A 26,075-nucleotide genomic window follows, 5' to 3' on the forward strand; every position below is an offset into this window, starting at 1 on the left:
GTTGTGAAGGGCGCAGGGTGCTCATTCTTGAACCTGCCTATCTCCCCTCGAAATCTCCGACCGCTTGTTGCGAGCCGTTCGCAACTGAACAGTGCAAATCAGCCCTTGTGATAAATAATCAGTGGTTCTGCCGTTATTGCTCAAGCGGTTAGTCGGTTTTTGCAACGCGCTTTGCAACATAGGCGAAAGACCTACCAAATAGGTCACTTGAATATCCGCAGATCGACCGCGCCAACGCACATTCAGCCAACGCTATCGCCCGACAACGTGCCAGAGCCGCGATCTGCTGAGGCACACGCGGTCGTCTTGGTCAATTCCGACACCAGTTATGCCCGACGACCGATAACGCGCGTCTCTGGGGCGCTGCTGCGGTGTGATCGTCGAATGCCTTCCAGCATCTAACATTCCCCCGGCAACACCTCGTTCTGTCCGCATCCGCCCCGAAGCGAGGTGATACGCATCATTTGTCGGACCCTGTGATGAAACCGCGCGCCCAAGGGAGGTCCGACGCATCCTGCTCCCCTTGGGCGCGCACATCGCAGAAGGACCACACCTTGACCTACCAAGCAGCGATCAGCGGCTCGACCGCGAAGATCACCGTCACCACGACGGCCAATTCGACAACCCTGCGCGTCGCCAACGCGGCCAGCTTGGGCGACCAACTGACAGCCCTTGCGACAGACCCCAGCACGGCCCCTGTCGATCAGACGCCCGACTACATGGTTTATCCCACGGACAGCGGCGTGCGCGTCACGTCCGGGCCGGGCCACGTCGATATTCCGTGGCGCTGGGTCATGCCCATCGCAAGCCAGCTTAACGCCTGACGCCCCAGCGATGCTGCCCGACCTCCCCCGCACGCCCGAAGCGGCCTTGGTCACGGCGATCCTCATGCAGGCCTACCGCGACCTGTTCGTGACCGTCCGCACGGAGAGCAACGCCTCCTTCACGACGCAGTCGGATCAAGATCAAGCCATCACCTTCCTTACCGACACGGCGGGCGCATACGCGCAGCACCGCAACGCCCTCTGCGCCCTGATCGGCTGGGACGGCGATGTGCTGGCCGCGCGCGTTCGTGCGATGATGGACGGCGACGACTTCGCCCCTCCCACGCCCGACGCGACCCCTGCCACCCTCGAACGGCACGCGGCAGCCGTCGAACGCCTGCGGGAGCGTTGGCACGCCCTCAAGCAACCTCGGCAGGCCGCTTAGCGAGACCTGAAATACACGATCAGCACCTCGTTCTGGATATCTACAAGCCCTGTCGGCCCCAATAAATTGACCTCACGAGCGCAACGGTGCGTCGCTCCTTCTGTCCAAACCGGATTGAGCGCGGCGTCCCGATGCCGCGCTCAATTTCGGATGGACATAGGAGCATCAGATGCCTGACGACACGACCGCCGCCCTGCAAGCCCTCATGCAGCAGGTTCAGACCCTCACCGAAACTGTCACCGACCAAGCCAAACGCCTCGACGATCTGCACGCCTTCAATAGCCGCGTGCTGGACGAGAAGAAGGACGTGCAGCGCCAACTCGAAGCGGCCAAGAATGAGCCGCCCAAGAAGACCCTGATCGACGTGGTGAACGAGGAAACCCGCGAGCGGAAGATGCGCGCGGCCAATCTCGAAAAGGACGCCGATGGCAACTGGTATCCCAAAGGCGTGCGCCCCGCGCACAGCCTGACCCGCGAGGACGCCCGCGACCCGCGCAAGTATGCAGTGGCGAAGGAGGCAGCGCAGAAGGCTGGCGCGACGCTGACCGTGATCGACGACGGCGACGATCCGACCATCCGTAACACAGGCCAGGGCGATGTTGTTCAGTCGAAGACGTTCACCTTCGACGACACCCACGAGCGCGTCCGCTACATCCGTGCCGACATGGAAACGGGCAAGGGTATCGTCGGTCGCCGGATGCGAGCCGAGCAAGACGGTTACACGATCAAGACCTTCCGCACCGCGGACGACCTGCCGCCCCACGCCCGGACCAAGTTCGAGTTGATGGAGAAAGCCGCGAACGCGGAGTCCTGATCATGGCACAAGGCGGAAACAAGTTCTCCGGGCGTCGAGCCATCATCGACATGCGCTCGGACAAGAACGAGATCATCAAGGACATTGTTCTGGAGCGTCGTCCACTGGCCGAGATCGCGCGCCGCCTTGGCGTCGATTACTCGACGGTGCAGCGGTATCGGGACGACAAGATCACGGAAGAAATGCGCCGCTCGATCCTCGCGGAATCGCGGATCGACACCATCAAGGCCGACACGGAGGTGATCAATCAGGACCGCATGGACGTTGCCATGACCTACGAGTCCTTGGCGAAGCGGGTCGAACGGCTGATCACGAAGGCAGAGCAGAACGAAGACGATGCCTTCGCGCTGACGGCGATGGAGGGCCTGCGCAAGGTGTTGCGCGACATTGCGACCATGCAGGGCAAGCTCGCCACCAACTTGACGGTCAACGTGTCCCTCGCGGAATCGAAAGAATGGGTCACGCTGCGCCGCATCCTGAATGAGGTCGTGGAAGAAGTCCCAGAAGCCCGCGAACCGCTGCTGCGCCGAATGCGTCACGAAGTCCTGTCCGTGACGCGCGAAGAAGGGGGCGCGCTATGACCCATCGCACATTCGAAGGCTGGCACTCCTACTGGCGTCGTGTCGCTGCTGCGACGAAAGCGGGCAATCGCGACTGGGTGCGCCTGCCGCATTGTCGGAGCGTCATGCTGGCCGAGGGTGGCAAGCTGTTCTTCACGGGCAAGGCGTGTAAACGCGGACACGTCTCGCCGCGCAACGAGCACGGTGATTGCACCCAATGCCATCTGATGCGCCTTGCCGAGCGTCGCGATGCCGTTTGACGCCCTACAGGACTGGTGCAGCCTCGTCGAACGCGACTTGGACCCTGCCGCTGAAATGCTGCACTTCCTGCGGCAGGAAATCCCGGATGCCGAAAGCGTCGATCCTTGGCAGGTCGAGGCAATCACATCGAACGCGCAGACGGTCGCGCTTCTCGTGTGCCGGCAGGCGGGCAAATCCTGCGTTCTTGCGACACGCGGTATCCGCGAATTGAAGAATGGCGGCACTACCATCTGCGTCGCTCCCGCTGAACGTCAAACCCGCGAGATCACCCGTAAGGTGCAAGCATATCTCCGTGCGACTGACTTGATCGTCGAACGCGCCACCCAGACCGAGATCGAAACCTCGAACGGTGGCCGCTTCATCGCCGTGCCTGCATCGGGCGCGACGATCAGGGGCTATACCGCCGACCTGCTTCTGGTGGACGAGATGGCATATCTTTCCGGCGAGAACGGCGGCGAGGATGTCGTCGTCTCGATCCTGCCGATGCTTAAGGACAACGGAAAGATATTCTACGCATCGACACCCGCAGGGAAGCACAACCTTTTCGCCGAATTGTTCCTCGAACCGAAGGCAAACGTCCACCGCATCAAGGTGCCCGGCACGTCGATCCCGCGCCTTGCATCCCGCGTTGAACGCTTGCGCGAGCAATTGTCGGCAACGCGCTTCCGACAGGAAGTGCTGTGCGAGTTCCTGTCAGACGGGCTTTCATACTTTGATCTTTCGGCCATCGAGAACGCCACATCACAGGAGGCCGCGATATGTCCGAGGTTCTGAATCTGGTTCACATGCCCGATGGGCGCGTGATCAACGAGACCAACATGGACCCGGCCATCGAGAGAGTGACCGGATTTGTCAGATACTTCGTCGGCGCAGACCTTGGGCAAGCCAACGACTTCTCGTCGGCGGTGGTCCTGAAAGACCAGCAGTTGCCGATCTATAACGGCACCCGCGTCGTCCTTGGACCACGCGAACGCACCGTCGTCTTTGCCGACAAGTTCCGGGGCGTGTCTTATGTCGATGTGGTCGATTACCTGATCCGCCTGCGCAACGCGCCGCCTTTCGGCGGCAAGTCGGAATTGATCATCGACGGAACATCCATCGGGCGGGTCGTCTCGGACATGATGTTCGAGCAATCCGTCGATCACACGGCGGTGCAGATGACGGGCGGTCAGGAGTGGCGGCGCTCCGGGCGCTACGTCAACGCGTCCAAGACCCTGATGATCGAAAACCTCGCCGTGCTGTTCGCGTCGGGCGACCTCAAGTTCGCGCATGACTTGCCCCTGCGGTCGGAGATCGAAGAAGACCTGGCCTCCTTCACGACGCAGACCACAGCCGCTGGAAATCAGATCATCACGCAGTCCCGCAACGCATCAGGACATAGCGACACCGGGATTGCTCTGATCGTCGCGGCCTTCGCATCGCAGTATCTCGTGCCGCAGAATATCCGCGTCTCGACCCTGAAAGGCTGGTTCTAACCCGCGCTGTCGTCGCGCTCGTGCCCGTTGCGCCTGCCGTCGCCCGACGAAGCGCACGAGACGCGGACAAACACCCCCGGAAAATCGCCCGCTGACGGGCGTCCCGATATTTTGGGCATCGTTGCGCCTGCCAGCCCGCAACGCGCCTTAGACCCGCGCTGCTCGGCGGCGGATCGAGCCGCATAAGTCAGTAATCAAAAGCGTCAAATAGTATAGAGACATCAAATGAAGAATCGTAACCTGGAGCTTGCACTCCCTCTAGGCCAAACGTGAAGAAGTGCTTTCTGGCGGCACGCCAACCGCGCATCAAACTGGGGAAAGCGACTTCAACCTCATCCGTCCCATCATCACCAGAACGCCAAGCCGACGACGCAATCCAATTTCCCAAAATCAATTCCTCGTTAGAAGGAGTCGGGCAGTTGCGGCGGTATTGGGTCCTCAAAATGTGTCGCCGCTGCACGCTAGCACGCCGAACCATATTTACTGTCCAGCCGTCGAGAGCTTTGAGAACGGTTGGGTCTTCAATAAGGCAATAAAATCCCATTAATCCCCTCATTTTTGAAAGGCGCCTACCATTGTAGAGAAAGTCTTGGATCTCTTGCTCTGTCAGACCTCCGTAGAATCCTCTGCGAAGCTCGTACACCAAGCCCAACAAGTCCCAGTCATAGCCATACCTTCGATTGGCTCTCCTGCGATTGAACCCGTACTTGAGAGAATTAATCAAATATATGTTGATTAAGCGCGATACTTTTTGCTGGAGTTTCTTCTCAGTTTTTCGAGGAAGCGTAAGCCCCTTGTCGCTGAACCCGTACCCTAAATAGGTGAAGTCACTTATTGTGCGAATTTCATGTTGATGATCCGAGATCACAGCAATACCCGGAGATTTCTTGCGATTTACGATCAGACCACTTTCAGAACAATGTCGGTCAAAGCATCGTTCAAGGCGCTGCGCCTCCTCATAGCTACCACAGATCGCTACTACGTCGTCAGCAAATCTAACAAACTTGCCTGACTCCGCCGACAATTTCCGGTCGAGATCATGATTTGCTAGATTTGCCAAAAAGAGCGATGAGGAAGAACCCTGAGGGGTTCCTTTGATCTTCCGGCGAAAAGTAAGAGTTCTATGCGCCTCGGCATCGCCTAAGCGATGGTGAAGAAAGGACTCGAAAATGTGACGCTCATGCGGTGTCAAACTGACCGCAGATCGGTCGGAAATTTTCCTTTTCAAGTAATTGGCTGGAATATTATCGAAATACTTTTCGAAATCAATCTGAACTGCAAACAGCTTCCCATCTTTATCAAAATCCCTGAGTGCAAGGATCGCGTCGAACACGTTCTTGTCTGGATGATAAGCGTAAGAATGAGGAGAAAGTCGCTTCTTATTTCGTTCAAGGGTCCGTCGCAGCAACACATTAGCAAGTGCGGCGTCAGGAATACCGAAAGCTGTAACGTCCCGACTAGTCCCGTCCGGCTTGGGTATTTGGAAAACTAATGCAGGCTCAGGATCATATTCGTACCGAAGAACTTTGTGCCAAATAGCGGTCGCAAGAACATTTGCATTGCGTTTGCAATGTCGGGGGTCAAAGTGTCGATGCAACGGCCTAGCTGAACGCACAGAGGGCAGAGTAGCATCGACATTGGTGCGACGCGTGAACTTTTCTCTGTACTTCTCTTGTTTTTCGAGATGCGCTCGCTCTTTGTCGAAAGCTTTTTTGCTTAATCGCTTTATTTCCGACCTGAGTTCGTTGCGCATTTTAACCCACTGTAGCTATTCGGTGGGGCGCATAGAGTAAGGGGAAACGACAACCTAGATCGCCGCACCATCCGATAGAACTTTCGAACCATCGTCGCCAATTCAGTTTCCCGAAAAGGACGTCTTCGACCCCATAAGAGCCGGGTAGATCACGCCCCACCTAGGCTTCGCGCCATAATTGTAAAAGAGCAAACCCGCCGGGCAGTGTCAATCTGAGACTGAGTTTGACACGCCCAGATACTGAACGGTCAACTCAGGATCACGCATCGCATAACCGACCTTTTGCAAGCGGGCTTGATCGACGCACACCCGTCGGACGCACTATTTGCAAGCAGCCACGAGAGCGGCGGCGCGGTTCGTGGCGGCGTCGTGCGCCGGGATGCGCTTCACGCCCTTGGGCATCAGCAGATAGTATTTGCCCGCCTTGCGCTCGACGCCGAGGCCGAGCGCGCCCATGTCGGTGCGCAAGGCCGACGACACGGTGTCCTTGTTCCAGCCGAGCGTTTCCATCAGTTCCTCGATGGTAGCACCCTTCGCCAGCGCCTCGGCCATCAGGTGCCGCTTGCTGCCCGCCTTCGTGGCTTTCACGTCTTCCGCCTTGCCCGGTTCGATCATCACGCGGTCAGCGAGAATGCGGGGTTTAGACGCGGCTTTGGCCTTCGGTGCCGCCTTGGGCGCGAGCGCCCGTGACTCGGCCTGCGTCGCGTCGCGGCGTTCGAGCATGTCGATCAACTCGGCCTTGGAAGTCTTCTTGATTTGGTTCGGGGTCATGTCGTCGATCAGGGCGGCGAGTTGGACTTTGGTCATGTCGGTGTAGGTCATGTCTGTCACTCCGTTGATGTGGGCGCGCATAGCGCCCGGTGACACGTTCATAAGTTCCGCTTTTGTTCTTGCTCAACCGATCTTTTTGCGTAGCCTTCAGCGCTCACCGGATGTTAACCTTGGACAACCGATAGTGGCTTGAGATAATCAACATTTAGGGACGGAGGGACTATGCCGCACACATACTACGATTTCTTTGCAGGGGGCGGCATGGCCGGGTTTGGTCTGGGGTCGAACTGGAATTGCCTGTTCGCGAACGACATAGACGCGAAGAAGGCCGCGAGTTACCGTGCGAACCATCATGGCGGCAAGGAACTGTTGTTGAAAGACGTTGCTCAGGTCACGCTGGATGAACTACCCGGAGCGCCTGACCTCGTGTGGGCCTCATTTCCTTGCCAAGACCTTTCACTCGCAGGCAACGGTGCAGGCCTAGCGGGCAAGCGTAGTGGGATGTTCAAGCCGTTTTGGCAATTGATGCGCTCGCTTCACGCCGACGGTCGCGGACCCAAAATCATCGCACTAGAGAACGTCTATGGGGCGATCACGAGTAACGGCGGTCGCGACTTCGCAACACTTGCCGCTGCGTTTTCGGGCCTCGGGTATAAATTCGGTGCTGTCGTCGTCGATGCGGTTCACTTCCTGCCGCAATCACGCCCGCGCTTTTTCATGGTCGGTGTTCGGGGCGACTTGACGATCCCGGAAGGTCAAACAACAGACGGTCCCTGCGCGATGTGGCACCCGCCCGCGCTAATTGAAGGCTGCAACCTGCTTTCTCAAACAGCAGCATCGCGTTGGCAGTGGTGGAACCTGCCAACACCACCAGCCCGAAACACAAACCTAGCCGCGTTGATCGAAGACAAGCCGACGGGTGTGAAGTGGCACACGAAAGCAGAAACCAAATACCTGCTCGACATGATGACCGACCACAACCGCAAGAAGGTCGAAGCGGCCAAGCAGTGTGAGGAGCGGGTAGTGGGCACAATCTACAGGCGCACACGCGCGGACGCCGACGGTATTAAGCGGCAGCGGGCAGAGGTGCGCTTTGACCAGATAGCAGGGTGCCTACGCACGCCTGCTGGCGGCTCCAGCCGTCAAACGATCATGTTGGTTGAGGGAAAAAAGGTGCGCTCCCGCTTGCTGTCAACACGCGAGGCGGCGTCCCTCATGGGCCTTCCCGACACCTATATCCTGCCCGACCGCTACAACGACGCTTACAAGCTCGCTGGTGACGGCGTTGCCACTCCGGTCGTTCGTCACCTTGCCGAGGCGATCTTCGAACCGATCATGAAGCGGAATCGACTCGCTTTGGTCGCCTGAATTCTAGTAAGTATCGGTCATGGTTGACCGAAATCCCGACGATACGAATTTTCCGCCTTTCGAGACCGAAGATCTTCGGTCCAATTTGGCCGAGTTTCTAACCCAGAAATTCGATGATCCCATCACAGGGAAACCGCGGGTAATTGGCGGATTCAAGTGGGGTGTATATGCTTTCTTCGATTATGACGGAGAACCTATTTACGTCGGCCAGACAAAAGAAAAAGTAAGCACGCGAATTAGGCGACACCTGACAAATCAGAGGACAGATGCCGTTGCTATGTCGGTTCTTGATCCGTTCGAGGTTTACGAGGTCGAAGTTTGGCCGCTGCCGCAGTTTCAGAAAACGGGCGCAACTGATGCGGATGCCAAGGCGCATTTAGATGCTCTTGAAGACCTTGTGTATCAAGAGGCGATTGCAGGCAGCACGTTCAAAGCGGTTCTGAATGAAAAAGACCCACCTGCACCGACCGTAGTAGTGACGAAGCCGCCCTCTCTTCGCTATCGACTTGTCTCTAACGAGGTTCACAAGATCAGGTCGCACCCTGATTTCCGTATCGCTCGCCGTGCCTTGATCATCTCGCGGCTTGCACAGGTCATATCTGAGCGGAAGGTGCAAGGCGGGCTGCGTCGGGTATTGCTGACCCAAGCTAAACGGCTTCAATGGCTCGCAGAGCGGCGCTACGTGGCTCTAGGCGGTGAGGCGTCAGTTGAGGTCGAAGATGGTGAAGACGAATAGCGCCTGCAATACGGTATATCTTGTGGGCCTAGTTTAGAACGGCACGTCGTCGTCAGACCACTTCGCTGTATGTTCCCCTACTGTCTCAGGTTCCTCACCGCGAGCGGCCATGTCTTTTGCTACCAGCCGTTCAAGAGCTTTGCCATAGGCAGGCATCCGCCACGACTTCTCCCCCGCCTGTTGATTGTCACTGAGAACTGACCCGGTATTTTCACCGAGATTTGACCCACCCTCAGTTATGCGTCGTGGTCTATGATGCGGTCAATGTTTTGGCCTCCTTTGCAGTTTTCTTTGCTGCCTCAGAACTGACCTTGAAGCGGTAGCTGTCGTTTCCGGTTTCGAGGATGTGGCAGCGGTGGGTAAGCCGATCCAAGAGAGCGGTGGTCATCTTTGCATCCCCGAAGACCTGCGCCCATTCTGAGAAGCTAAGGTTGGTGGTGATGATCACACTGGTGCGCTCATAGAGCTTACTGAGTAGGTGGAAGAGCAATGCCTGTGAACCGGCATGCAAAATTGACCCCCGTATTGGGGTAATCGGCGTCCAAAAGTGACCCCCCTGATATTTCTGTTCAGAAGCTTCCTCGACGGATTTGAGGGAGCGAGTTGGGGATGTTGGTTGTGGAGACGATTGCGAAGATCAGACGGGCGTATTTCATTCAGAGGAAACCGATCAAGCAGATCTGCCGGGAGCTGCGGGTATCACGGAACACGGTGCGCAAGGTGGTGCGGTCAGGCGCGACGGAGTTCAGCTATGATCGAACCAGCCAACCCCGCCCCAAGATCGACCCGTGGCGGTCCGATCTGGATGAGATGCTGGCCGAGAATGACCGGCAACCCAAACGCCAGCGGCTGACACTGGTTCGGATTTACGAAGAGCTGCGCAACCGGGGCTATGACGGCAGCTATGATGCGGTGCGGCGCTATGCGGCCAGTTGGTCGAAGGCGACCCGGGAAGCTTCCGCCGCTGCCTATGTGCCGCTGAGCTTCGATCCGGGCGAAGCCTATCAGTTCGACTGGAGCCACGAGGTTGTCCTGATCGATGGCGTCACCACGACGGTGAAGGTTGCGCATGTGCGCCTGGGCCACAGCCGGATGCCGTTTGTGCAGGCCTATCCGCGCGAGACGCAAGAGATGGTATTCGACGCCCACGACAAGGCGTTCGCGTTCTTCGGCGGAGCTTGCGCCCGGGGGATATACGACAACATGAAGACGGCGGTCGATGCGATCTTCGTCGGCAAGGATCGCGCCTATAACCGGCGGTTCCAGCAGATGTGCGGCCATTACCTGGTCGACCCTGTTGCCTGCACGCCAGCTTCGGGCTGGGAGAAGGGGCAGGTCGAGAACCAGGTGGGCGTGATCCGGCGGCGCTTCTTCGTGCCGCGCCCGAAGTTCAAATCCTATGCCGAGCTGAACGCCTGGCTGGAAGACCGATGCCTGGCCTATGCCAAGGCGAACAAACATCCGGAGCTGCGGGACAAGACCATCTGGGAGGTGTTCGAAGAAGAGCGTCCGAGCCTGGTGCCATACGTCGGCCCGTTCGATGGATTCCACGCGGTTCCGGCCTCGGTGTCCAAGACTTGCCTCGTGCGGTTCGACAAGAACCGATACTCGGTCGATGCTCGTGCCGTGGGGCGGCCGGTGGAGATCAGGGCCTATGCCGCCCGGCTGGAATGCTGGCAGGATGGGCAAATCGTTGGCCAGCATGAGCGGGCTTTCGGGCGGGACAAAACCATCTTCGACCCCCTGCATTACATCCCCGTCCTAGCCCGCAAACCCGGCGCCCTTCGCAACGGCGCGCCCTTCAAGGAATGGGACTTGCCGCTCCCGATCCGTCGCGTGTGGCGCAAACTGGAACGCCAGCCGGGCGGCGACCGGCAGATGGTCGATATCCTCGCCGCCGTGCTGACCGATGGTCTGGATGCTGTTGATGCCGCCTGCGCCGAGGCTCTGTCGCACAACGTCCATTCCGCGGGTGTCGTGCTGAACATCCTGGCCCGGCACCGCGAGCCGCCACCGCCCCTGACCATCACCACACCGGATGCGCTGAAGCTGGCCTGTGAGCCCATTGCCGACTGCAACCGATATGACAGCCTGAGGAGACAAACAGATGGAACGATCCGACGTAATCGATGCGATGGGGAAGCTGCGGCTCTACGGAATGAGGGCTGCCTATGACGAGGTCCTGACCACCGCCGTCAAACGCCAGCACGAGCCTCAGAAGATCATCGGGGATTTGCTGACAGCCGAGATCAGGGAAAAGCAAGCCCGGTCGGTCAAATACCAGATGACCATTGCCAAGCTGCCGCTCGCCAAGGAACTGGAGGAGTTCGACTTCGAGGCCGCCGAGGTTAACGAGACCCTGATCCGGGACTTGGCCACGGGCGACTTCCTGGATCATCAACGCAACCTCGTGCTGATCGGCGGAACCGGTACCGGCAAGACCCATCTTGCCGTCAGTATCGCCAGGACGTGCATCCGGGCCGGACGACGGGGACGGTTCTTCAATGTGGTCGATCTGGTCAACAAACTGGACGCTGAAGCCCGCGCAGAACGGCAAGGACGCACCGCAGACCTGATCTCCCGGCTCGACTTCCTGATCCTGGATGAGTTGGGCTATCTGCCCTTCGCCCAGACCGGCGGCCAATTGCTGTTCCATCTGATCAGCAAACTCTACGAGCGCACCTCGATCATCGTCACCACCAACCTGGCCTTCGGAGAGTGGCCCAGCGTCTTCGGGGATGCCAAGATGACAACGGCCCTGCTCGACCGGCTCACCCACCACTGCGAGATCGTCGAGACCGGCAACGAAAGCTGGCGCTTCAAGAACCGCGCATAGCGCCAACCCGAAACCCCGCAGGCCCGCCGCCGCTGCGCTATGTGAGGGCTACGCAGCGCCGGGCCTGCTCACCACCAAGGGGGTCAATATTGGACGCCGATAGGGGGTCAAACTTCAATGCCGATTGACATCATGCCAGAAACGCCGCCGTTCAGCCCCAAGAATTTCGCCCCGCATAACACACCCCGTTTAAGAGACGTCATTAGTGACGTCATTAAACACGTCTCTTAGATCAAAGCCCTAAGCTCAGGCAGGCGGTGCCAATGGCACGGTTACACTCAAATCAGAGCTTCAACAGCTAAAGAACCTTGCAATTAAGGCGGGCATTATCTTGGCCTTTATTTCAACTGTTTTGCTTGCTGTTTTCAGGGAGGCGCTAGTTCAGGTGTTCGTTCCAAGCGATCCCTCTGCCCACCACCAGCAGGAACTGGAAGACTAGCGTCGAGCATTCAAGTGCAGCAGTCTCGGTCAATGTCACTTTCCCGCGCTTAAACTGCATAACGGTCATCCGCTGCGCCTGTAGTGAACGGCAGCTGTGGGCCGTCACCGGCACCCAAATTCCTTCTTGTAGCTCTTTACGCGCTCAAGGCTTGATCGGGAGCTTTGGCCGCAGTGTTTTTCGCAAGGCACGCCGTCATTATCACCATCGGCTCTAGTGTATCCACATACACACCACTGGTAGACTGCTTCTTTACAACTTCGCACCTTTCCGCAAGTTCGCCCACAGGTGTAGCTCTGCGCCAATTGGAACTCATTCAGAACTAACAATGACGCATCCTGAGCACCCACAGAAATGGGTAAGGCAAGGAGAAAAAGAAAGAGTGCATATTTAGCCAAGCTCACAAGGTGTACCTCAAAAAGTATCTGTAATTGCCAGTACCAATAGGGTCCTGTCGATTGCAAGTAGCCGGTTTAGAAAAATGCACGGCAGACCCAAGATGGCCTACCAAAGGCTCATTGCCGACGTTCGCTGCCAGCGTCACAAAAGACAGCTCAGGGCCGAAGAAGCACATCGACATCCTTTGACCTTTTGTGGCCGACATCAGCTGGTATTGAGCTTAAGTCATCTGCTTGCGCGATACGCGGAACGCGGTCGGCTCCATGAGCCATTCATCAATATCCCACCCGATAAGCGCCTCCAGCGTTCCACCAGAGGCTGCCGGGTGTTTCTCATCTTTCTGCAAACGAATGCCAGTAACGATCATCATGGCCGTTCGGCCCTTCTCTTGGCGATGAAGCGCCACTTCGCCATGAGTCATAGCGATGGCGTTGGCGATATCGCTCGTCGTGCCTTTCACCTCGACATATAGCGTTTCGTCCCCTTTTCTTGCCAGAAAGTCATAGGGTTTCGTAGCTGACGTGTTGCTAGGATTGTAGCCTTGGGATCGAAGCCAATTCTCAACGATATCCATCGCTCGGAGCTCCACCGCCCGTCTTTCCTTGGCGTTTAGACCAAAACCCTGACCCTTTCGAACGTTGGCGGTCGGGCGGGTGATGTCGAGGATATCAAGCTCGATCTGGTCTGCGGGGGAAAGCTCTCTGCCCTGTCGTTGCGCCGCATAGATCACGCGCAACATTTTAGCGGCTTCTATCAAGTGCCTCTCCACGAGGTCATCCTGGATGTCGTCATATGAAATCTTTTTCACAAGCGCGCATGCGCGCTCAAAGGATTTTGGAAGTTTCGCCCTTGCACCAAAATCATTTGCATCGGTAAAGGGCTCTAGGCTGTGGCGATCCTCCATGACGATCCCACGCGCCCATTCGCAGCGTTTGTCCAGTTCCTCTAACGGCAAGACGATTGAATATCCGTTGTGGAATTTGGACGAACTGCATCCGACAGCAATGTTGACGCCCGAACCATCGGTCGAAAAGTGTATAACAACATAGAAGCCGTCTGTAGGTCGCGGTGACATCTCTTTCGAGCAAAAGCGCGTCCATGCTAACTCTGTCTTGCGCCCGATGCCGTCTGAACCTTCAACAAAGAAATCATGCCCGAATGGCCCTAGCGCCCGTGCCAAAGGTTCTTGGAGAGCACGCACTTCCTCAGGCAGCTTTTGGCGGATAAGCTGGCCACGCTTTTGCATCTCTGGAGTATTCTCGGAGGAGTATGCCGGCTGCAGTTCGCAGATTCGGCGGAGTGTTTCGCGCATAGCCTTCCCATTCTTGGTTGCCACCATTTTGCATGGGGCTTTCAGTGTGATGACAAGCTCAATCTAATATGTTCGCGGATCAAGTTTCTATAGGATCTGGCCTCCATTGGCGCGACCTAGCTTTGCAAAAGAGCATTGTGATTACAAATGAAGGGCAGCTTCGCCCCGCTTTTGCCGACCTCCATCCTCCGAAAATGCTCTGCCATGGACAAATGGCCGGTCTGGTGAAGCTGCTGCGCGGCATCGGTGGGGGGGCGTGGAAGGCGGCTTTGGGTCGGCAACTGCGGAGGGCAGTCAACCACGACGTTGCAAATAGTCCAAACCGTGATTCTACAGCAACGGTCACTCTATCGGCAAAATCGGCTTCCGATAAGCTTCCGGAAATTTTAGGCAAATTTTTCCGCAGCGCAAAACTTCTTAACTTATTGATTTTTATAAATAAATGGTGCCCCCACACGGACTCGAACCGCGGACCTACTGATTACAAATCAGTTGCTCTACCAGCTGAGCTATAGGGGCAACGGGGACCGATTAGCAGCCATGCGCGCGCTTGGCAAGATGTGGGTTGCGCGATTACGGAGCAATCAGGCTGATGCCGGGAATGCGCGCGATTGTATAGATGTCCTCGTCGTAGAGATCGGTCAGTTGGTCGATCACTTCTTCGGTCCATCCGGGCAGGTCCAGTTCTTCTTCGATGGCGTCTTCTTCGGCGAATTTATCCAGAAATGCTACGATCACGCGGCGTTTTTGGATTTCGGTCATGCCGGGATGCTCTTGCAGATAGCTTTCGAACCGCATGATCCCGGCCTTGGTCATAATTTCGCGCAGCAGGGCATGTTCGCCGATCACCGGGGCCATGGGGTCCAGACCGGCCATCTCTCGGAGGAGTTGCCCCCAAATCAGCGGCGTGTCCTCGTTGCACCATACTGTGAGCGGTATGTCTGGTGCTGACTCGCGGATTCGGTGAACCATGTCGGACCACCGCATCTCCGTCGGGGCTGTCCCGCCAAGATAGGCGTCAACCGAATCAAAGTTGGTTTGCGCCAGAATTGCGGGCAGGAAGGTCGCCGGATTGCACAGCCCCATGAACAGTTCGACCTGATCACCCTGAAAAATGTCGCGCAGGACCGCGATGCGCGCCGCCGCTGCTGAATAGAAGCTGCCGCCGGACGCCGCCATTTTCGGCGTGCCAAAAAAACCGGGGTTGGACAGGATCAGCCGTTCTGGGGTGCCCTCTAGGGCAAGCGCATCCAGTACGACGCTACGGGTTTCTTGCGAGATGCCGCCATCAAGGCCAGCATGCAGAACGTCGCGCAAAAGTCGGCGATAGCTGGTCGGGTGGGGCACTTGTGTACCGCGTTCCGCCAGCATTTCCTGATTGCTGGACAGGCATTTGATCAGCTTGTCTTCGTCCGTGATATGGGCGCCTGCGTGAATGATAACCTGCATGTTGCTCCTGTCAGTACCATTGCGCGGCCAATCTAGCCGACACCACGCCACAATAGGCTGTCTTGAAAGAAATCTGAATCACTGATTTTCGTGATTTTTCCAGCGGGGAAATTTACAAGGATGGCTACGGCATGCTGACAATTCCTGTCAATATGCGGTTTGTCGGCACGCCTTGCGGCGTCTGCATCTTGAACCACAGGTGAAAAACATCAAATGTGGAGCAGCCCCCCGCATTACATGTCCGGCCCAGGAGGCCTGCCCGATGTCCTATGTCCATTCCGACAGTCAGCCCGTTCGTCAGGACGCCGCATTGGCCAACCCCGCGCCAGATGTGCGTGACCGGCTGAAGCTGGAAGGCGGCAAGCGGTTTGAATTGGTCACCGAATTTTCCCCCGCGGGCGATCAGCCCACTGCTATCGCAGAGCTAAGCGAAGGTGTGCGGAGCGGCGAGCGCGATCAGGTTCTGTTGGGCGCGACGGGCACGGGCAAGACCTATACGATGGCTCAGGTGATCGAGCAAACTCAGCGGCCCGCGATCATTTTGGCCCCGAACAAGACACTGGCGGCGCAGCTTTACGGGGAATTTAAGGGATTTTTCCCCAATAACGCCGTGGAGTATTTCGTCAGCTACTACGACTACTACCAGCCAGAGGCCTACGTGGCCCGCTCGGATACCTATATCGAGAAGGAATCCCAGATAAACGAACAGATCGACCGTATGCGCCACTCGGCCACGCGGGCGCTGTTGGAGCGCGACGATGTGATCATCGTAGCATCTGTCAGCTGTATCTACGGTATCGGCTCGGTCGAGACTTACGGCGCGATGACGCAAGATCTGAAGGTAGGCAGCGACTATGATCAGAGACAGGTGATGGCCGATCTGGTGGCGCAGCAATACAAGCGCAACGATCAGGCGTTTCAGCGCGGCAGTTTCAGGGTGCGGGGCGATTCACTTGAGATATTTCCGGCGCACCTTGAGGATCGGGCGTGGCGGCTGTCGTTTTTTGGCGAAGAGTTGGAGAGCATTACGGAGTTCGACCCGCTGACCGGGGAGAAGACCGATAGCTTTGATCAGATTCGCGTGTATGCAAACAGCCACTACGTGACACCAAAGCCGACGATGCAGCAGGCCATCATCGGCATCAAGAAAGAGCTGCGAGCGCGGCTGGATCAGCTGGTAGGCGAAGGCAAGTTGCTGGAGGCGCAGCGGCTGGAGCAACGCTGTAACTTTGATCTGGAGATGCTGGAGGCCACGGGCGTCTGCAACGGGATCGAAAACTACTCGCGCTACCTGACCGGGCGTGCCCCCGGTGAGCCGCCCCCGACACTGTTCGAGTTTATCCCCGATCATGCCATCGTCTTTGCCGACGAAAGCCATGTTTCCGTCCCGCAGATTGGCGGCATGTACAAGGGCGACTATCGGCGCAAGTTTACGTTGGCAGAACATGGATTCCGCCTGCCCAGCTGCATGGACAACCGCCCGCTGAAATTCGAGGAATGGGATGCGATGCGGCCCCAGTCTGTCTTTGTCAGTGCGACGCCCGCCAAGTGGGAGATCGAGCAGACCGGCGGCGTGTTTACCGAACAGGTTATCCGCCCGACCGGACTGCTGGACCCGGTGGTCGAGATCAGGCCGGTCGAGACACAGGTAGATGACCTGCTGGACGAGGTGCGCAAAGTTGCCGCCGATGGCTACCGCACATTGGTCACAACATTGACCAAGCGGATGGCCGAAGACCTGACAGAATATATGCACGAGCAGGGCATCCGGGTGCGTTATATGCACAGTGATATTGACACGATCGAGCGGATTGAGATCTTGCGCGATCTGCGGCTGGGTGCGTTTGACGTCCTGATCGGCATCAACCTGCTGCGCGAGGGGCTGGATATCCCCGAATGCGGATTGGTGGCGATTCTCGACGCGGACAAAGAGGGATTCTTGCGCTCGGAAACATCGCTGATCCAGACCATTGGGCGCGCGGCACGGAATGCAGAGGGCCGAGTGATCATGTATGCCGACCGCATCACAGGAAGCATGGAGCGCGCGCTGGGCGAAACCGACCGCCGCCGTGCCAAGCAGATCGCCTATAACGAAGAGCACGGCATCACCCCCGCGACGATCAAGAAGAATGTCGAGGATATCCTGCAAGGGCTCTACAAGGGTGACGTGGATATGAACCGGGTCACGGCCAAGGTAGAAAAGCCGATGCATGGCGGCAATCTGGCCGCGCATCTGGAAGGGCTACGCGCCGAAATGCGCAAGGCCGCTGAGAATCTGGAGTTCGAAGAGGCCGCGCGACTGCGCGATGAGGTCAAGCGACTGGAGGCGGTCGATCTGGCGATCTCTGATGATCCGCTGGCGCGACAATCGGTGGTCGAGGACGCGGTGGCGACGGCGACCAAGGGGCGCGGGCGGTCAACAGCCGGGCGTCCGGGGCAACGCGGAGGCAATGTGAAGCGGCGTGGGCGGTGATGGGCAGTATTAAATGTACTAAATGCGGTAAGGAAGTCAGCGAACAAGAGGCATTCAATGGTCGCTGCGGAAAATGTCATGCCATTAGCTTGGCAGCAAGCGCCAGAGGCGTTTCTGTAGAGCAACTGAAAGCCGACCGGGAAAAATTCTATAAAAAGCAGAGTGCTGGATCAACAAAAATACAGAAGCCGGTGGTATTTAAATCCGATGTCATCACGACCACAGAGGTTTGTCACGATCTGCCCGTTAAGAGGCGGTTGGCCGTAATTTCGGCGGAAATCGCCATTGGTATGAATGTGTTTAAGGATATCTTTATCGGTGTGCGCAACTTTGTGGGCGGTAGAAGTGCTACGATGCAGAACGCGATTAAGGATATGCGAAAGGACGCCTATTCAGATTTGAAACAGCAAGCCGCTCAAATGGGGGCAAATGCTGTTGTCGGGATTTCAGAGAGTTATCTTGAGATAGGCAACACCGGGAGTACGATGTTGCTGTTAGTCGTCAACGGCACAGCGGTCGAGCTGAGAAAAGAAGAAGCTGGCGACGACCGGGCGGGTGAAACGTGAAGCGCCGGACCGTCCCGACCTGCTGGCGCTTTTTCCATCCATGTATGCCTCACAAAACGCGTAAGTACTTGGCCAGCATATAGCGTATCTAATCAGCGTTGCAGCGCCACCCCACGGCGCGGCGCTGATCCCATCAGGCCGTAGGAGATTCTTAACTGAGGGTGACGCAGTTCAACCAGCCCCCCTGACACGAACCGCCAGATACGGAACCATTCGCACGCTCCAATCGTTCATATCACAGAACATTCTCAACGAACGGAGATGAAAAGATGGAATATGGACTTTTCGGACTGCTGATCCTGATCGCTGACCTCTATGCGATCTATCAGGTGCTCACTTCGGGCACATCGACCGCCGCCAAGGTCGTGTGGACGCTCGCAATTCTGATACTACCGATTCTTGGCTTTATCGTCTGGTTGATTGCAGGACCACGCGGCAGCGCCGTGCGTGCCTGAGACACTCGCGATTTACCCCAAATGAAAGGGCGCGGATACCGCGCCCTTTTTCCGTGTTCACCCCTTCAGAAATCAAACAATTCCTCTAGGAACCCACCGCGCTTTTTCTTGTGCGACTTGCCGTGGTGGCCATCATTCGACGCCTCATAGACCCGCGCCTGCGGTAGCTCGGGCGGTGTCTGGATCGAGCGTTCAATGATCTTGTCCAACTCACCACGATCCAGCCAGACGCCGCGACAACTCGGGCAGTAGTCGATCTCGACCCCGGCGCGGTCGGTCATCATTAGTTGCGTGCCGTCAACTGGACATTTCATCAAGGCTCTCCTTTGGTTGGTTGGCTTTGACAAGATGTGGGAATGCTGCGGCGGCGCTGCAACTGTATCGGCGCTGAGCCGCCTGTGGCAGTCCGCTTCGTGATTGGTCGGGCGCATGTTTTTCCCGATTGCCAGTGCCCGTACCGGCCCTATGATCCACAGGCGATGAGCCGGAAACCCGATACCCCTTTGCGCCGTGGCTGGACCACGGGTGCCTGTGCTACCGCCGCGACCCGAGCGGCGCTGATGATGCTCTGGGGCGAAGGTGCGCCGAAATCGGTGCGCATCACCCTGCCCAAAGGCGAACGACCAAGCTTTGACGTATCCCATACGGCACAGGGCGATGGCTGGGCTGAAGTTGGCGTGATCAAGGACGCCGGTGACGACCCGGACGTGACCCACGGCGCGATGATTATCACCCGCGTTGCCGCGTCGCAGGGCGGCGTTGTTTTTCGCGCGGGCGAAGGTGTGGGCACGGTAACGATGCCCGGCCTGCCGATCCCGCCCGGCGAGCCTGCGATCAACCCGATCCCACGCCAGATGCTGCACGAAACAGTCGAGGAGATGGCCGGGCGTTTGGGCCGCACGCCGGATATCGAAATCACCGTGTCCGTACCGGGCGGCGAGGCTTTGGCACAACAAACCTGGAATCCGCGTCTGGGGATCAAGGGCGGTCTGTCCATCCTTGGAACCACGGGCATCGTGCGTCCGTTTTCCTGTGCTGCGTGGATCGCGTCGATCCATCGCGGGATCGACGTGGCGCGCGCTGATGGCTTGACCCATGTCGCTGGTTGCACCGGCGCAACCAGCGAGCGTGTCGTGCAAACGCTTTATGGACTGCCCGACCATGCGATGCTCGATATGGGGGACTTTGCGGGCGGGTTGTTAAAGTATCTGGCGCGCCATCCGCTGCCGCATATCACCATCGGCGGTGGAATCGGTAAAATGACCAAGCTGGCACAGGGCGCCCGTGATCTGCATTCCGGGCGTAGTCAGGTGGATTTTGATGCGTTGGCGCGGGACATCGGCATGCCCGAACTGGCGCAGGCCAATACCGCGCTAGAGGCCTACGAACTGGCCGGAGAGACAATGGCAGATTGGGTCGCGAAACAGGCCTTGGTTGCCGTGCGGGCCATGCTGCCAGAGGACGTAGGGGCCGATACCGTAGTAATCGACAGGGCGGGCGGTCTGCTGGCGCGGGCGGTCGCATGACTCTGTTGTTGCTCGCAGGGACGTCAGAGGCGCAGAAACTGGCACAGGCCTTGGCCACGCGCGGCGTGCGAGCCGTGGCGTCATTGGCCGGGGCGACGCGTGCACCCCGCGATCTGCCCCTGCCTGTGCGGCATGGCGGGTTTGGTGGTGCGGACGGGTTCGCCACCTATCTGGCAGCTGAAGGTATCACCGCCGTCCTCGATGCCACCCATCCGTTTGCGGCGAACATCACGGCGCGCACGGCGCGGGTATGCGCCGCGCAAGGCGTGCCCTACTGCCTGCTTCTGCGCCCCGGATGGCAGGCAGAACCCGGTGATCGGTGGACGTTCATTGATCGCGAGGAGGAGGCCGCGGCCCATATTGCCCCGGATGAGACCGTGTTTCTGGCGACTGGACGGCAGACGCTGAGCTGCTTTGCCAACTTGGCGCCGCGCAAGGTCTGGTGCCGTCAGATCGATCCACCCGAGGAACCATTCCCATTCGAGGGTGGGCAATTCTTGGTCGGGCGGCCGCCCTTTTCCGTAGTAGATGAAACTGAGTTGTTTACACAGCTGGGGATCGACTGGCTGGTGGTTAAGAACGCGGGCGGCACGCCATCCCGAACCAAGTTGACGGCGGCGCGCGATCTGGGCATTCCGGTCCTGATGTTGACCCGCCCCTCCCCGCCAGATGCGCCAAAGGTCAGCACCGTTGAGGCGGCGCTGGATTGGGTGCTGGCGTTATGATCGGACGGATCATCGAAACCGATGCCGATGTGCATGAAGGGGCCGAGGCGCTGGGTGAAATCTGCCCGCGGCTCAAGACAGCTTATGCGCTGACAGGGGCGCTGCCGTTGCGTCGCAGGCCGGATGGGTTCGATCAACTCCTGAGCGCAATCATCAGCCAGCAGGTCAGTACAGCCTCGGCTGCTGCGATCTGGGCGCGAATGGAGCAGATGCAACTGACAACCCAGGATCAGGTCCGTATCGCGACTGAGGATGATCTGCGCGCCGCTGGGTTGAGTCGTCAGAAGATCCGTTATGCGCTGGCGTTGGCGACCGCTGGGATTGACTTTGAGGCTTTGCGAGGGACGCCGACAGACGCGGTGATCAAGACATTGACAGCAGTGCCGGGCATCGGCCCGTGGACGGCTGAAGTCTATGCGATGTTCAGCCTTGGGCGAGCAGACGTCTTTGCACCCGGAGATTTGGCGCTGCAAGAGGCGGCGCGCGTCCTCTACGATCTGCCCGAACGCCCGCGCGAGCGCGATTTTCGCCAGATGGCCGAGGTTTGGGCACCGTGGAGATCGGTTGCTGCACGGTTGCTTTGGGCCTACTACCGTGTGGATAAGAACAGGGAAGGGATCAGATGACGCGGGTATTGCAGGCAGGCCGCAAAGGGCCGCATTCAGGGACAACACGATCGATTGTCGTATTCTTGCATGGCTATGGCGCGAATGGTCCGGATCTGTTGGGCCTTGCCGATCCGTTGGGAGAGCATCTGCCCGACACGTTGTTTGTCGCACCCGACGCACCCGAAAACGTGCCCGGCATGCCGAACGGTTACCAGTGGTTCCCGATTCCGTGGATTGACGGATCGAGCGAGGAAGAGAGCGAGCGCGGTATGATGGCCGCTGTTGAGGACCTGAACGCGTTCCTTGACGCGCTGATGGTGGATGAAGATGTCTTGCCCGAGCAAGTTGTGCTGTTCGGGTTCAGCCAAGGCACAATGATGGCGCTGCACGTGGTGCCGCGGCGCGAGGACGAAGTGGCTGGGATTGTTGCATTCTCTGGTCGCCTTCTGCGCCCCGAGTTGCTGGTGGACGAGGCGATCAGCCGCCCGCCGATCCTGTTGGTGCATGGTGACGCGGATGACGTGGTACCGCCCCAATCGTTGCCAGAGGCCGCCGAGGCACTGCAAGAGGCCGGATGGAGCGACGTCTATGCCCATGTGATGAAGGGCACTGGTCACGGTATCGCGCCGGACGGATTACAAGTGGCGCTGGCATTCATGGCGGACAAGCTGGGGCTAGGGTAACGGGCCAGTAGGCCGGGCTTTAGCCCGGCACCCGATCCAATGGGTAGTGACAGGGAGTGCCGGGCTAAAGCCCGGCCTACGCAATGTCGCGGGGTCGCATCATCAGCCAGATCAGTGCACCACCGGCCAGTGCCAGAAATGGCGCCATGGCAAGGTTTACGGCGGTCCAGCCGGTTTGTGCATCGCCGCCTGAGCAGTTCATCAACCCGCCCGAAGACAATGACGCAAGCGTGACACCGCCGAACACCAGCAGATCGTTCAAGCCTTGCATGCGGCCGCGTTCATGCGGCTCATGTGCGCCGGCCAGCATTGAGGTGGCACCGATGAAGCCGAAGTTCCAGCCAAGGCCCAGCAGAATGAGCGCCACAAAGAAGTTCTCGATCTCGACGCCGTTCAGCGCCACAACCCCTGCCGCTGCAAGTATCAGCACCCCCGCCGCCACGATTTTCTCAACCCCGAACCGTGCAATCAGATGCCCGGTAAAGAACGATGGCGCAAACATCGCCAGAACGTGGCCGGTGACCACATCTGCGGCCGTGTTGGCACTGAACCCGCATCCGACCACGGCCAGAGGCGTCGACGTCATCACAAGGTTCATCAGCGCGTAGGAGACCATCGCGCAGATCACGGCGACCGCGATACGCGGCGTTTTCAGCAGCTCCAGGCGCGTGCGCCCTTTGGGGCTGTCGGCGCTGGGCGGTACGGGTTTGGGGATGTCGATGAGCAAGAACAAGGCCGAGCCGACGATGTTCAGAACAATCACCGCCAAATACGTCCCAAGGAACGTCACGACCATCGCATCGGCGGTCAACTTGACCAGTTGCGGGCCGATCACCGCACTGACCAACCCGCCGGCCATGACGTAGGAGATCGCCTTGGGCCGGAATGCATCGCTGGCCGTGTCAGCGGCTGCAAAGCGATAGAACCCTTGGGCGGACATATAGATGCCGGACAGGAAGCTACCCAGCAGAAAGACCGGAAAAGACCCAAGGTAGAGGCCGTAAGCCCCAACAAGCGCCCCAGTCGCACCGCCGGCGGCCCCGACAAAAAATCCCGCGCGGCGGCCGTATTTCTGCATCAATGCAGAGACCGGTGTGGCCGACAACATGGAGCCGATGACCAGCAGCGAGATTGGCAATGTCGCAAAGCAGACATTGGAAGCCAGCGATTGGCCCGCCAGCCCGGCGACAACAAAAATCATCGGCATCTGCGCGCCCAGAAACGCCTGCGCCATGACCAGCACCGTTACATTGCGTCGGGCACGGGCATCGTCATGCTGGGGGAGGGCGGCATCGGTCATGGGCAACCTGCTAGACCTCTGCGCCTGCCTCCGCAAGCCCTTGTTATATCGCGTCGATCACATGCGCGAATGATCCGCTGACATATCCTTGGCGCAGCCCCATATCCGACAGCGCGTTGCCTTCGGCATCGCGCGCGGCAAACAGGGGATCGCCCTGTGCGCTGATGGTTGTGGCATAGTGGAACTCATGGCCGGCAAGCGGCGTCGTGAACGGGCCGCCAAGTGGCGAAAGCTGGCGATAACCGAGGTGCAGCTTGCGCTGGGCAAAGGACGTCACCAGCCTCAACAATCCCGCCATCGCATGTGACGTACCATCGGCATCGGTCAATGCTTTGCCCAGCACCATGTAGCCGCCGCATTCACCATAGATCGGTGTTGCTTCGGCGGCATGGCGGAGGCTATTCAGAAATTGTGCGTTCGCCGCCAGTCTGCCTGCATGCAGTTCAGGATACCCGCCGGGGAGATATATAAAATCGGCCTCTGGCACGGCTTCATCCGCAAGCGGTGAAAATGGACGTATCTCAGCCCCGGCAGCGCGCCAGTCGGTCAGAAGATGCGGATAGGCAAAGGCAAAGGCCAGATCACGCGCAACTGCAATGCGCTGTCCGGGTGGTGCCATGTGGTTGGCTGGGCCGGGCGCGGGCATTGGTGCGGCAAGATCGAGCAAGCTGGGCAGGTCCAGCGTTGCTTCCAGCGCATCGGCGGCCGCTTCTAGAAACGGCTCTAACGCAGGATGCTCACTTGCTTGCACCAGCCCCAGATGCCGCGAAGGTTGTGCCAGCGACCCATCACGATGCAACGCGGCCAGAACGGGCAGGCCGAGGGGGGCCAGCGCGCGGCGCAGCATGACCTCGTGCCGGTCCGAGCCGACATTGTTCAGGATTACCGCCGCGATGCGTACATCCGCTGCGAACCCGGAAAATCCTGCCACCAGTGGCGCGACCGATCCCGCCATCCGGCCTGCATCCACCACCAGAACCACGGGCAGGCGCAGGATGCGCGCCAGATCTGCCACCGCACCGCGCCCGTCTGGTGGCGCGCCGTCAAAGAGCCCCATCGCACCTTCGATCAAGAGCGTGCCATCGCCTGCCGCCAGTGCCTTGATACGTTCCGGCGACATCGCCCAAGCATCTAGGTTGACGCAGGGCTGGCCGCTGGCGGCGGCGTGAAACATGGGGTCGATGTAATCCGGCCCGGATTTGGCTCCACGCACCGCGATGCCCTGTCGCCGTAGCAGCCGCAATAACCCCAAGGTTACGGTGGTTTTGCCCGCCCCCGATGTGGGCGCGGCGAGGATGAGCCCGCTCAAGATGCCTCGGCGGGGTGCCCCCGGCCCAGCGGGTCGGTGTTGCGCGGCGGATCGCCCGCCATCATGCCTTGCCAATCCAGTACCTGTCGCATCAACACTGAGCGCCCGACGCACAGTATCGCGGGCGGCTCCAGCCCGCTGGCGGCTATGTCGGCGGGCATTCGCGCCAGCGTCGTTTCCAGTACCTGCTGACTGTCGGTGGTCGCAGAGCAGACGACAGCACAAGGCTCACTCTCGGGACGGCCCGCATCCAGCAGGGCGCGGCTGATCTGCTCGACATGCTTCATGCCCATGTAGATCACCAGAACCTGACTGCCTTCTGCGATGGCCTTCCAGTTCAGTGATGATGGCGTGTTCCCCGACTGGTCGTGGCCGGTCACAAAGGTCACAGACTGGTTCACGTCGCGGTGGGTGACAGGGATGCCAGCATAGGCCAGCCCGCCGATGCCAGCACTGATGCCGGGAATGATCCGCACCGACACGCCGTGTTGCACCAGCGTTTGCGCCTCTTCACCGCCGCGACCGAACACAAAGGGATCGCCCCCCTTAAGGCGCAGCACACGTTTGCCTTCGCGGCTGAGTTCGACAAGGCGCAACGAGATGTCGCGCTGCACTGCCGATGGCTTGCCGCCGCGTTTGCCCGCATAGATATGTTCGGCCTGCGGTGCCCAATCAAGGATCGCCTCCTGAACCAATGCGTCGTAGATCACCACATCCGCCTGACGTAGCGCATTTAGCGCGTGCAGCGTCAGCAGGCCGGGATCACCGGGGCCGGCACCACATAACCAGACCCAGCCGGGTTCTAACGTTGGCCAGTGGCCTTGGGGAAAGGGGATCGAGTCGGTCATGCCCTCTATATGGCGATGTTTGTACGGCGCGAAAAGCCTACATGCGACCGCAGGGTGCCATGTCTGCGACATGGACGTTCGCGACACGCGGTGACACCAAGAGTATTTTCAGAGCGACAGGCTATCACAGATGTGAATGTTCTGCCAAAAATCGGCGTTTCGGAAAACCATCCTGTTTTTTGGTCAGTATCAGCCGGACC

Annotated in this window: 28 protein-coding genes, 1 tRNA gene and 1 pseudogene; 18 read left to right on the forward strand and 12 right to left on the reverse strand. The window is 58.8% G+C overall.

Features of this window, described 5'->3' with window-relative positions:
* Positions 1-554 precede the first annotated feature (554 nt).
* The 7 genes from N7U68_RS13245 (at position 555) to N7U68_RS13275 (ending at position 4,319) form a co-directional block, all read left to right on the forward strand.
* Positions 555-824 (forward strand): hypothetical protein, encoded by a 270-nt coding sequence (locus N7U68_RS13245; RefSeq protein WP_263047100.1) that lies wholly within the window; start codon positions 555-557, stop codon positions 822-824.
* 10 nt (positions 825-834) lie between these two features.
* The gene (locus N7U68_RS13250; protein ID WP_263047101.1) at positions 835-1,209 is read left to right on the forward strand and encodes a hypothetical protein; all 375 of its coding nucleotides are present in this window, start codon (positions 835-837) and stop codon (positions 1,207-1,209) included.
* Between the two features lie 169 nt (positions 1,210-1,378).
* Positions 1,379-2,023, forward strand: a complete 645-nt coding sequence (locus N7U68_RS13255; protein WP_263047102.1) for a hypothetical protein — start codon at positions 1,379-1,381, stop codon at positions 2,021-2,023.
* A 2-nt stretch (positions 2,024-2,025) separates the two neighbouring features.
* Complete coding sequence (locus N7U68_RS13260; protein ID WP_263047103.1) at positions 2,026-2,604, forward strand: hypothetical protein; 579 nt, start codon at positions 2,026-2,028, stop codon at positions 2,602-2,604.
* Positions 2,601-2,843, forward strand: a complete 243-nt coding sequence (locus N7U68_RS13265) for a hypothetical protein (protein WP_263047104.1) — start codon at positions 2,601-2,603, stop codon at positions 2,841-2,843. Before N7U68_RS13260 ends, N7U68_RS13265 begins: the two co-directional genes overlap by 4 nt.
* The gene (locus N7U68_RS13270) at positions 2,833-3,618 is read left to right on the forward strand and encodes a terminase large subunit domain-containing protein (RefSeq protein ID WP_263047105.1); all 786 of its coding nucleotides are present in this window, start codon (positions 2,833-2,835) and stop codon (positions 3,616-3,618) included. The genes N7U68_RS13265 and N7U68_RS13270 overlap by 11 nt, the downstream gene beginning before the upstream one ends.
* Positions 3,603-4,319: a hypothetical protein gene (locus tag N7U68_RS13275; RefSeq protein WP_263047106.1), complete on the forward strand. Its 717-nt coding sequence runs from the start codon at positions 3,603-3,605 to the stop codon at positions 4,317-4,319. Before N7U68_RS13270 ends, N7U68_RS13275 begins: the two co-directional genes overlap by 16 nt.
* A 187-nt stretch (positions 4,320-4,506) precedes the next feature.
* On the opposite strand, the gene N7U68_RS13280 is transcribed toward N7U68_RS13275, so the two are convergent.
* Positions 4,507-6,072: a reverse transcriptase domain-containing protein gene (locus N7U68_RS13280; protein WP_263047107.1), complete on the reverse strand. Its 1,566-nt coding sequence runs from the start codon at positions 6,070-6,072 to the stop codon at positions 4,507-4,509.
* Positions 6,073-6,393: 321 nt separating this feature from the next.
* Complete coding sequence (locus N7U68_RS13285; RefSeq protein WP_263047108.1) at positions 6,394-6,894, reverse strand: DUF3489 domain-containing protein; 501 nt, start codon at positions 6,892-6,894, stop codon at positions 6,394-6,396.
* Positions 6,895-7,065: 171 nt separating this feature from the next.
* On the opposite strand from N7U68_RS13285, the gene N7U68_RS13290 reads away from it, so the two are divergent.
* Both N7U68_RS13290 and N7U68_RS13295 read left to right on the forward strand, forming a co-directional pair.
* Complete coding sequence (locus N7U68_RS13290; protein WP_263047109.1) at positions 7,066-8,211, forward strand: DNA cytosine methyltransferase; 1,146 nt, start codon at positions 7,066-7,068, stop codon at positions 8,209-8,211.
* A gap of 19 nt (positions 8,212-8,230) precedes the next feature.
* Positions 8,231-8,947: a GIY-YIG nuclease family protein gene (locus N7U68_RS13295; protein WP_263047110.1), complete on the forward strand. Its 717-nt coding sequence runs from the start codon at positions 8,231-8,233 to the stop codon at positions 8,945-8,947.
* A gap of 250 nt (positions 8,948-9,197) precedes the next feature.
* On the opposite strand, the pseudogene N7U68_RS13300 reads toward N7U68_RS13295, so the two are convergent.
* A pseudogene (locus tag N7U68_RS13300) lies at positions 9,198-9,440 on the reverse strand (ATP-binding protein); the annotation flags it as partial.
* Between the two features lie 116 nt (positions 9,441-9,556).
* Here N7U68_RS13300 and istA point away from each other — a divergent pair.
* Both istA and istB read left to right on the forward strand, forming a co-directional pair.
* On the forward strand, positions 9,557-11,122 hold the full coding sequence (gene istA / locus N7U68_RS13305) for an IS21 family transposase (RefSeq protein WP_263047111.1): 1,566 nt from the start codon (positions 9,557-9,559) through the stop codon (positions 11,120-11,122).
* Positions 11,055-11,783 (forward strand): IS21-like element helper ATPase IstB, encoded by a 729-nt coding sequence (istB, locus tag N7U68_RS13310; protein WP_263047112.1) that lies wholly within the window; start codon positions 11,055-11,057, stop codon positions 11,781-11,783. The genes istA and istB overlap by 68 nt, the downstream gene beginning before the upstream one ends.
* A gap of 376 nt (positions 11,784-12,159) precedes the next feature.
* Here istB and N7U68_RS13315 read toward each other — a convergent pair whose 3' ends face one another.
* The 5 genes from N7U68_RS13315 to N7U68_RS13335 all read right to left on the reverse strand — a co-directional run bounded on the left by N7U68_RS13315 (position 12,160) and on the right by N7U68_RS13335 (position 15,382).
* Complete coding sequence (locus N7U68_RS13315; RefSeq protein ID WP_263047113.1) at positions 12,160-12,282, reverse strand: hypothetical protein; 123 nt, start codon at positions 12,280-12,282, stop codon at positions 12,160-12,162.
* 44 nt (positions 12,283-12,326) lie between these two features.
* On the reverse strand, positions 12,327-12,626 hold the full coding sequence (locus N7U68_RS21070; protein WP_373322921.1) for an excalibur calcium-binding domain-containing protein: 300 nt from the start codon (positions 12,624-12,626) through the stop codon (positions 12,327-12,329).
* A 215-nt stretch (positions 12,627-12,841) separates the two neighbouring features.
* Positions 12,842-13,933, reverse strand: a complete 1,092-nt coding sequence (locus tag N7U68_RS13325; protein WP_263047114.1) for an MrcB family domain-containing protein — start codon at positions 13,931-13,933, stop codon at positions 12,842-12,844.
* Positions 13,934-14,376: 443 nt separating this feature from the next.
* Positions 14,377-14,452: transfer RNA gene (locus N7U68_RS13330), tRNA-Thr, on the reverse strand.
* Positions 14,453-14,506: 54 nt separating this feature from the next.
* Positions 14,507-15,382, reverse strand: a complete 876-nt coding sequence (locus tag N7U68_RS13335; protein ID WP_263047115.1) for a hypothetical protein — start codon at positions 15,380-15,382, stop codon at positions 14,507-14,509.
* A gap of 262 nt (positions 15,383-15,644) precedes the next feature.
* Between N7U68_RS13335 and uvrB the strand changes: the two genes are divergently transcribed.
* From uvrB to N7U68_RS13350, 3 genes are all read left to right on the forward strand, one after another.
* Complete coding sequence (gene uvrB / locus N7U68_RS13340) at positions 15,645-17,855, forward strand: excinuclease ABC subunit UvrB (RefSeq protein ID WP_165194777.1); 2,211 nt, start codon at positions 15,645-15,647, stop codon at positions 17,853-17,855.
* Positions 17,855-18,421: a YbjQ family protein gene (locus N7U68_RS13345; protein ID WP_263047116.1), complete on the forward strand. Its 567-nt coding sequence runs from the start codon at positions 17,855-17,857 to the stop codon at positions 18,419-18,421. The genes uvrB and N7U68_RS13345 overlap by 1 nt, the downstream gene beginning before the upstream one ends.
* A 269-nt stretch (positions 18,422-18,690) precedes the next feature.
* Positions 18,691-18,876 carry a PLD nuclease N-terminal domain-containing protein gene (locus N7U68_RS13350; protein ID WP_263047117.1) on the forward strand — a complete coding sequence of 62 codons (186 nt, stop codon included), beginning with the start codon at positions 18,691-18,693 and terminating at the stop codon, positions 18,874-18,876.
* Between the two features lie 65 nt (positions 18,877-18,941).
* Here the strand turns inward: N7U68_RS13350 and N7U68_RS13355 are convergent, their stop codons facing one another.
* Positions 18,942-19,190 (reverse strand): TFIIB-type zinc ribbon-containing protein, encoded by a 249-nt coding sequence (locus N7U68_RS13355; protein ID WP_263047118.1) that lies wholly within the window; start codon positions 19,188-19,190, stop codon positions 18,942-18,944.
* Positions 19,191-19,355: 165 nt separating this feature from the next.
* On the opposite strand from N7U68_RS13355, the gene N7U68_RS13360 reads away from it, so the two are divergent.
* The 4 genes from N7U68_RS13360 to N7U68_RS13375 are packed head-to-tail and all read left to right on the forward strand — an operon-like array spanning position 19,356 to position 22,418.
* Positions 19,356-20,402, forward strand: a complete 1,047-nt coding sequence (locus N7U68_RS13360) for a cobalt-precorrin-5B (C(1))-methyltransferase (RefSeq protein WP_263049161.1) — start codon at positions 19,356-19,358, stop codon at positions 20,400-20,402.
* Entirely contained in the window at positions 20,399-21,127 is a 729-nt protein-coding gene (locus N7U68_RS13365; protein WP_263047119.1) for a cobalt-precorrin-6A reductase, read from the forward strand. Before N7U68_RS13360 ends, N7U68_RS13365 begins: the two co-directional genes overlap by 4 nt.
* Positions 21,124-21,753 (forward strand): DNA-3-methyladenine glycosylase family protein, encoded by a 630-nt coding sequence (locus N7U68_RS13370; RefSeq protein WP_263047120.1) that lies wholly within the window; start codon positions 21,124-21,126, stop codon positions 21,751-21,753. The genes N7U68_RS13365 and N7U68_RS13370 overlap by 4 nt, the downstream gene beginning before the upstream one ends.
* Positions 21,750-22,418 (forward strand): alpha/beta hydrolase, encoded by a 669-nt coding sequence (locus tag N7U68_RS13375; protein WP_263047121.1) that lies wholly within the window; start codon positions 21,750-21,752, stop codon positions 22,416-22,418. Before N7U68_RS13370 ends, N7U68_RS13375 begins: the two co-directional genes overlap by 4 nt.
* Before the next feature lie 76 nt (positions 22,419-22,494).
* Here N7U68_RS13375 and N7U68_RS13380 read toward each other — a convergent pair whose 3' ends face one another.
* From N7U68_RS13380 to cobA, 3 genes are read right to left on the reverse strand one after another with little or no spacing between them, the layout of a single operon-like run.
* The gene (locus N7U68_RS13380; protein ID WP_263047122.1) at positions 22,495-23,718 is read right to left on the reverse strand and encodes an MFS transporter; all 1,224 of its coding nucleotides are present in this window, start codon (positions 23,716-23,718) and stop codon (positions 22,495-22,497) included.
* A 43-nt stretch (positions 23,719-23,761) separates the two neighbouring features.
* Positions 23,762-25,027, reverse strand: coding sequence for a cobyrinic acid a,c-diamide synthase CobB (locus tag N7U68_RS13385; RefSeq protein ID WP_263047123.1), 1,266 nt, complete (start codon positions 25,025-25,027; stop codon positions 23,762-23,764).
* A complete protein-coding gene (gene cobA, locus N7U68_RS13390) occupies positions 25,024-25,875 on the reverse strand; it encodes a uroporphyrinogen-III C-methyltransferase (RefSeq protein ID WP_165194759.1) in 852 nt (283 codons plus the stop codon). Before cobA ends, N7U68_RS13385 begins: the two co-directional genes overlap by 4 nt.
* Positions 25,876-26,075 lie beyond the last annotated feature (200 nt).

Source organism: Roseovarius pelagicus (genome assembly GCF_025639885.1).
GTDB lineage: Bacteria > Pseudomonadota > Alphaproteobacteria > Rhodobacterales > Rhodobacteraceae > Roseovarius > Roseovarius pelagicus.

Excerpts from the sequence above, each read along its gene's own strand:
- N7U68_RS13250 (WP_263047101.1), top strand. The coding sequence starts at position 835 with ATGCTGCCCGACCTCCCCCGCACGCCCGAAGCGGCCTTGGTCACGGCG.
- N7U68_RS13255 (WP_263047102.1), top strand. The coding sequence starts at position 1,379 with ATGCCTGACGACACGACCGCCGCCCTGCAAGCCCTCATGCAGCAGGTT.
- N7U68_RS13260 (WP_263047103.1), top strand. The coding sequence starts at position 2,026 with ATGGCACAAGGCGGAAACAAGTTCTCCGGGCGTCGAGCCATCATCGAC.
- N7U68_RS13265 (WP_263047104.1), top strand. The coding sequence starts at position 2,601 with ATGACCCATCGCACATTCGAAGGCTGGCACTCCTACTGGCGTCGTGTC.
- N7U68_RS13270 (WP_263047105.1), top strand. The coding sequence starts at position 2,833 with ATGCCGTTTGACGCCCTACAGGACTGGTGCAGCCTCGTCGAACGCGAC.
- N7U68_RS13275 (WP_263047106.1), top strand. The coding sequence starts at position 3,603 with ATGTCCGAGGTTCTGAATCTGGTTCACATGCCCGATGGGCGCGTGATC.
- N7U68_RS13280 (WP_263047107.1), bottom strand. The coding sequence starts at position 6,072 with ATGCGCAACGAACTCAGGTCGGAAATAAAGCGATTAAGCAAAAAAGCT.
- N7U68_RS13285 (WP_263047108.1), bottom strand. The coding sequence starts at position 6,894 with ATGACCTACACCGACATGACCAAAGTCCAACTCGCCGCCCTGATCGAC.
- N7U68_RS13290 (WP_263047109.1), top strand. The coding sequence starts at position 7,066 with ATGCCGCACACATACTACGATTTCTTTGCAGGGGGCGGCATGGCCGGG.
- N7U68_RS13295 (WP_263047110.1), top strand. The coding sequence starts at position 8,231 with ATGGTTGACCGAAATCCCGACGATACGAATTTTCCGCCTTTCGAGACC.
- istA (WP_263047111.1), top strand. The coding sequence starts at position 9,557 with ATGTTGGTTGTGGAGACGATTGCGAAGATCAGACGGGCGTATTTCATT.
- istB (WP_263047112.1), top strand. The coding sequence starts at position 11,055 with ATGGAACGATCCGACGTAATCGATGCGATGGGGAAGCTGCGGCTCTAC.
- N7U68_RS13315 (WP_263047113.1), bottom strand. The coding sequence starts at position 12,282 with ATGCAGTTTAAGCGCGGGAAAGTGACATTGACCGAGACTGCTGCACTT.
- N7U68_RS13325 (WP_263047114.1), bottom strand. The coding sequence starts at position 13,933 with ATGCGCGAAACACTCCGCCGAATCTGCGAACTGCAGCCGGCATACTCC.
- N7U68_RS13335 (WP_263047115.1), bottom strand. The coding sequence starts at position 15,382 with ATGCAGGTTATCATTCACGCAGGCGCCCATATCACGGACGAAGACAAG.
- uvrB (WP_165194777.1), top strand. The coding sequence starts at position 15,645 with ATGTCCTATGTCCATTCCGACAGTCAGCCCGTTCGTCAGGACGCCGCA.
- N7U68_RS13345 (WP_263047116.1), top strand. The coding sequence starts at position 17,855 with ATGGGCAGTATTAAATGTACTAAATGCGGTAAGGAAGTCAGCGAACAA.
- N7U68_RS13350 (WP_263047117.1), top strand. The coding sequence starts at position 18,691 with ATGGAATATGGACTTTTCGGACTGCTGATCCTGATCGCTGACCTCTAT.
- N7U68_RS13355 (WP_263047118.1), bottom strand. The coding sequence starts at position 19,190 with ATGAAATGTCCAGTTGACGGCACGCAACTAATGATGACCGACCGCGCC.
- N7U68_RS13360 (WP_263049161.1), top strand. The coding sequence starts at position 19,356 with ATGAGCCGGAAACCCGATACCCCTTTGCGCCGTGGCTGGACCACGGGT.
- N7U68_RS13365 (WP_263047119.1), top strand. The coding sequence starts at position 20,399 with ATGACTCTGTTGTTGCTCGCAGGGACGTCAGAGGCGCAGAAACTGGCA.
- N7U68_RS13370 (WP_263047120.1), top strand. The coding sequence starts at position 21,124 with ATGATCGGACGGATCATCGAAACCGATGCCGATGTGCATGAAGGGGCC.
- N7U68_RS13375 (WP_263047121.1), top strand. The coding sequence starts at position 21,750 with ATGACGCGGGTATTGCAGGCAGGCCGCAAAGGGCCGCATTCAGGGACA.
- N7U68_RS13380 (WP_263047122.1), bottom strand. The coding sequence starts at position 23,718 with ATGACCGATGCCGCCCTCCCCCAGCATGACGATGCCCGTGCCCGACGC.
- cobA (WP_165194759.1), bottom strand. The coding sequence starts at position 25,875 with ATGACCGACTCGATCCCCTTTCCCCAAGGCCACTGGCCAACGTTAGAA.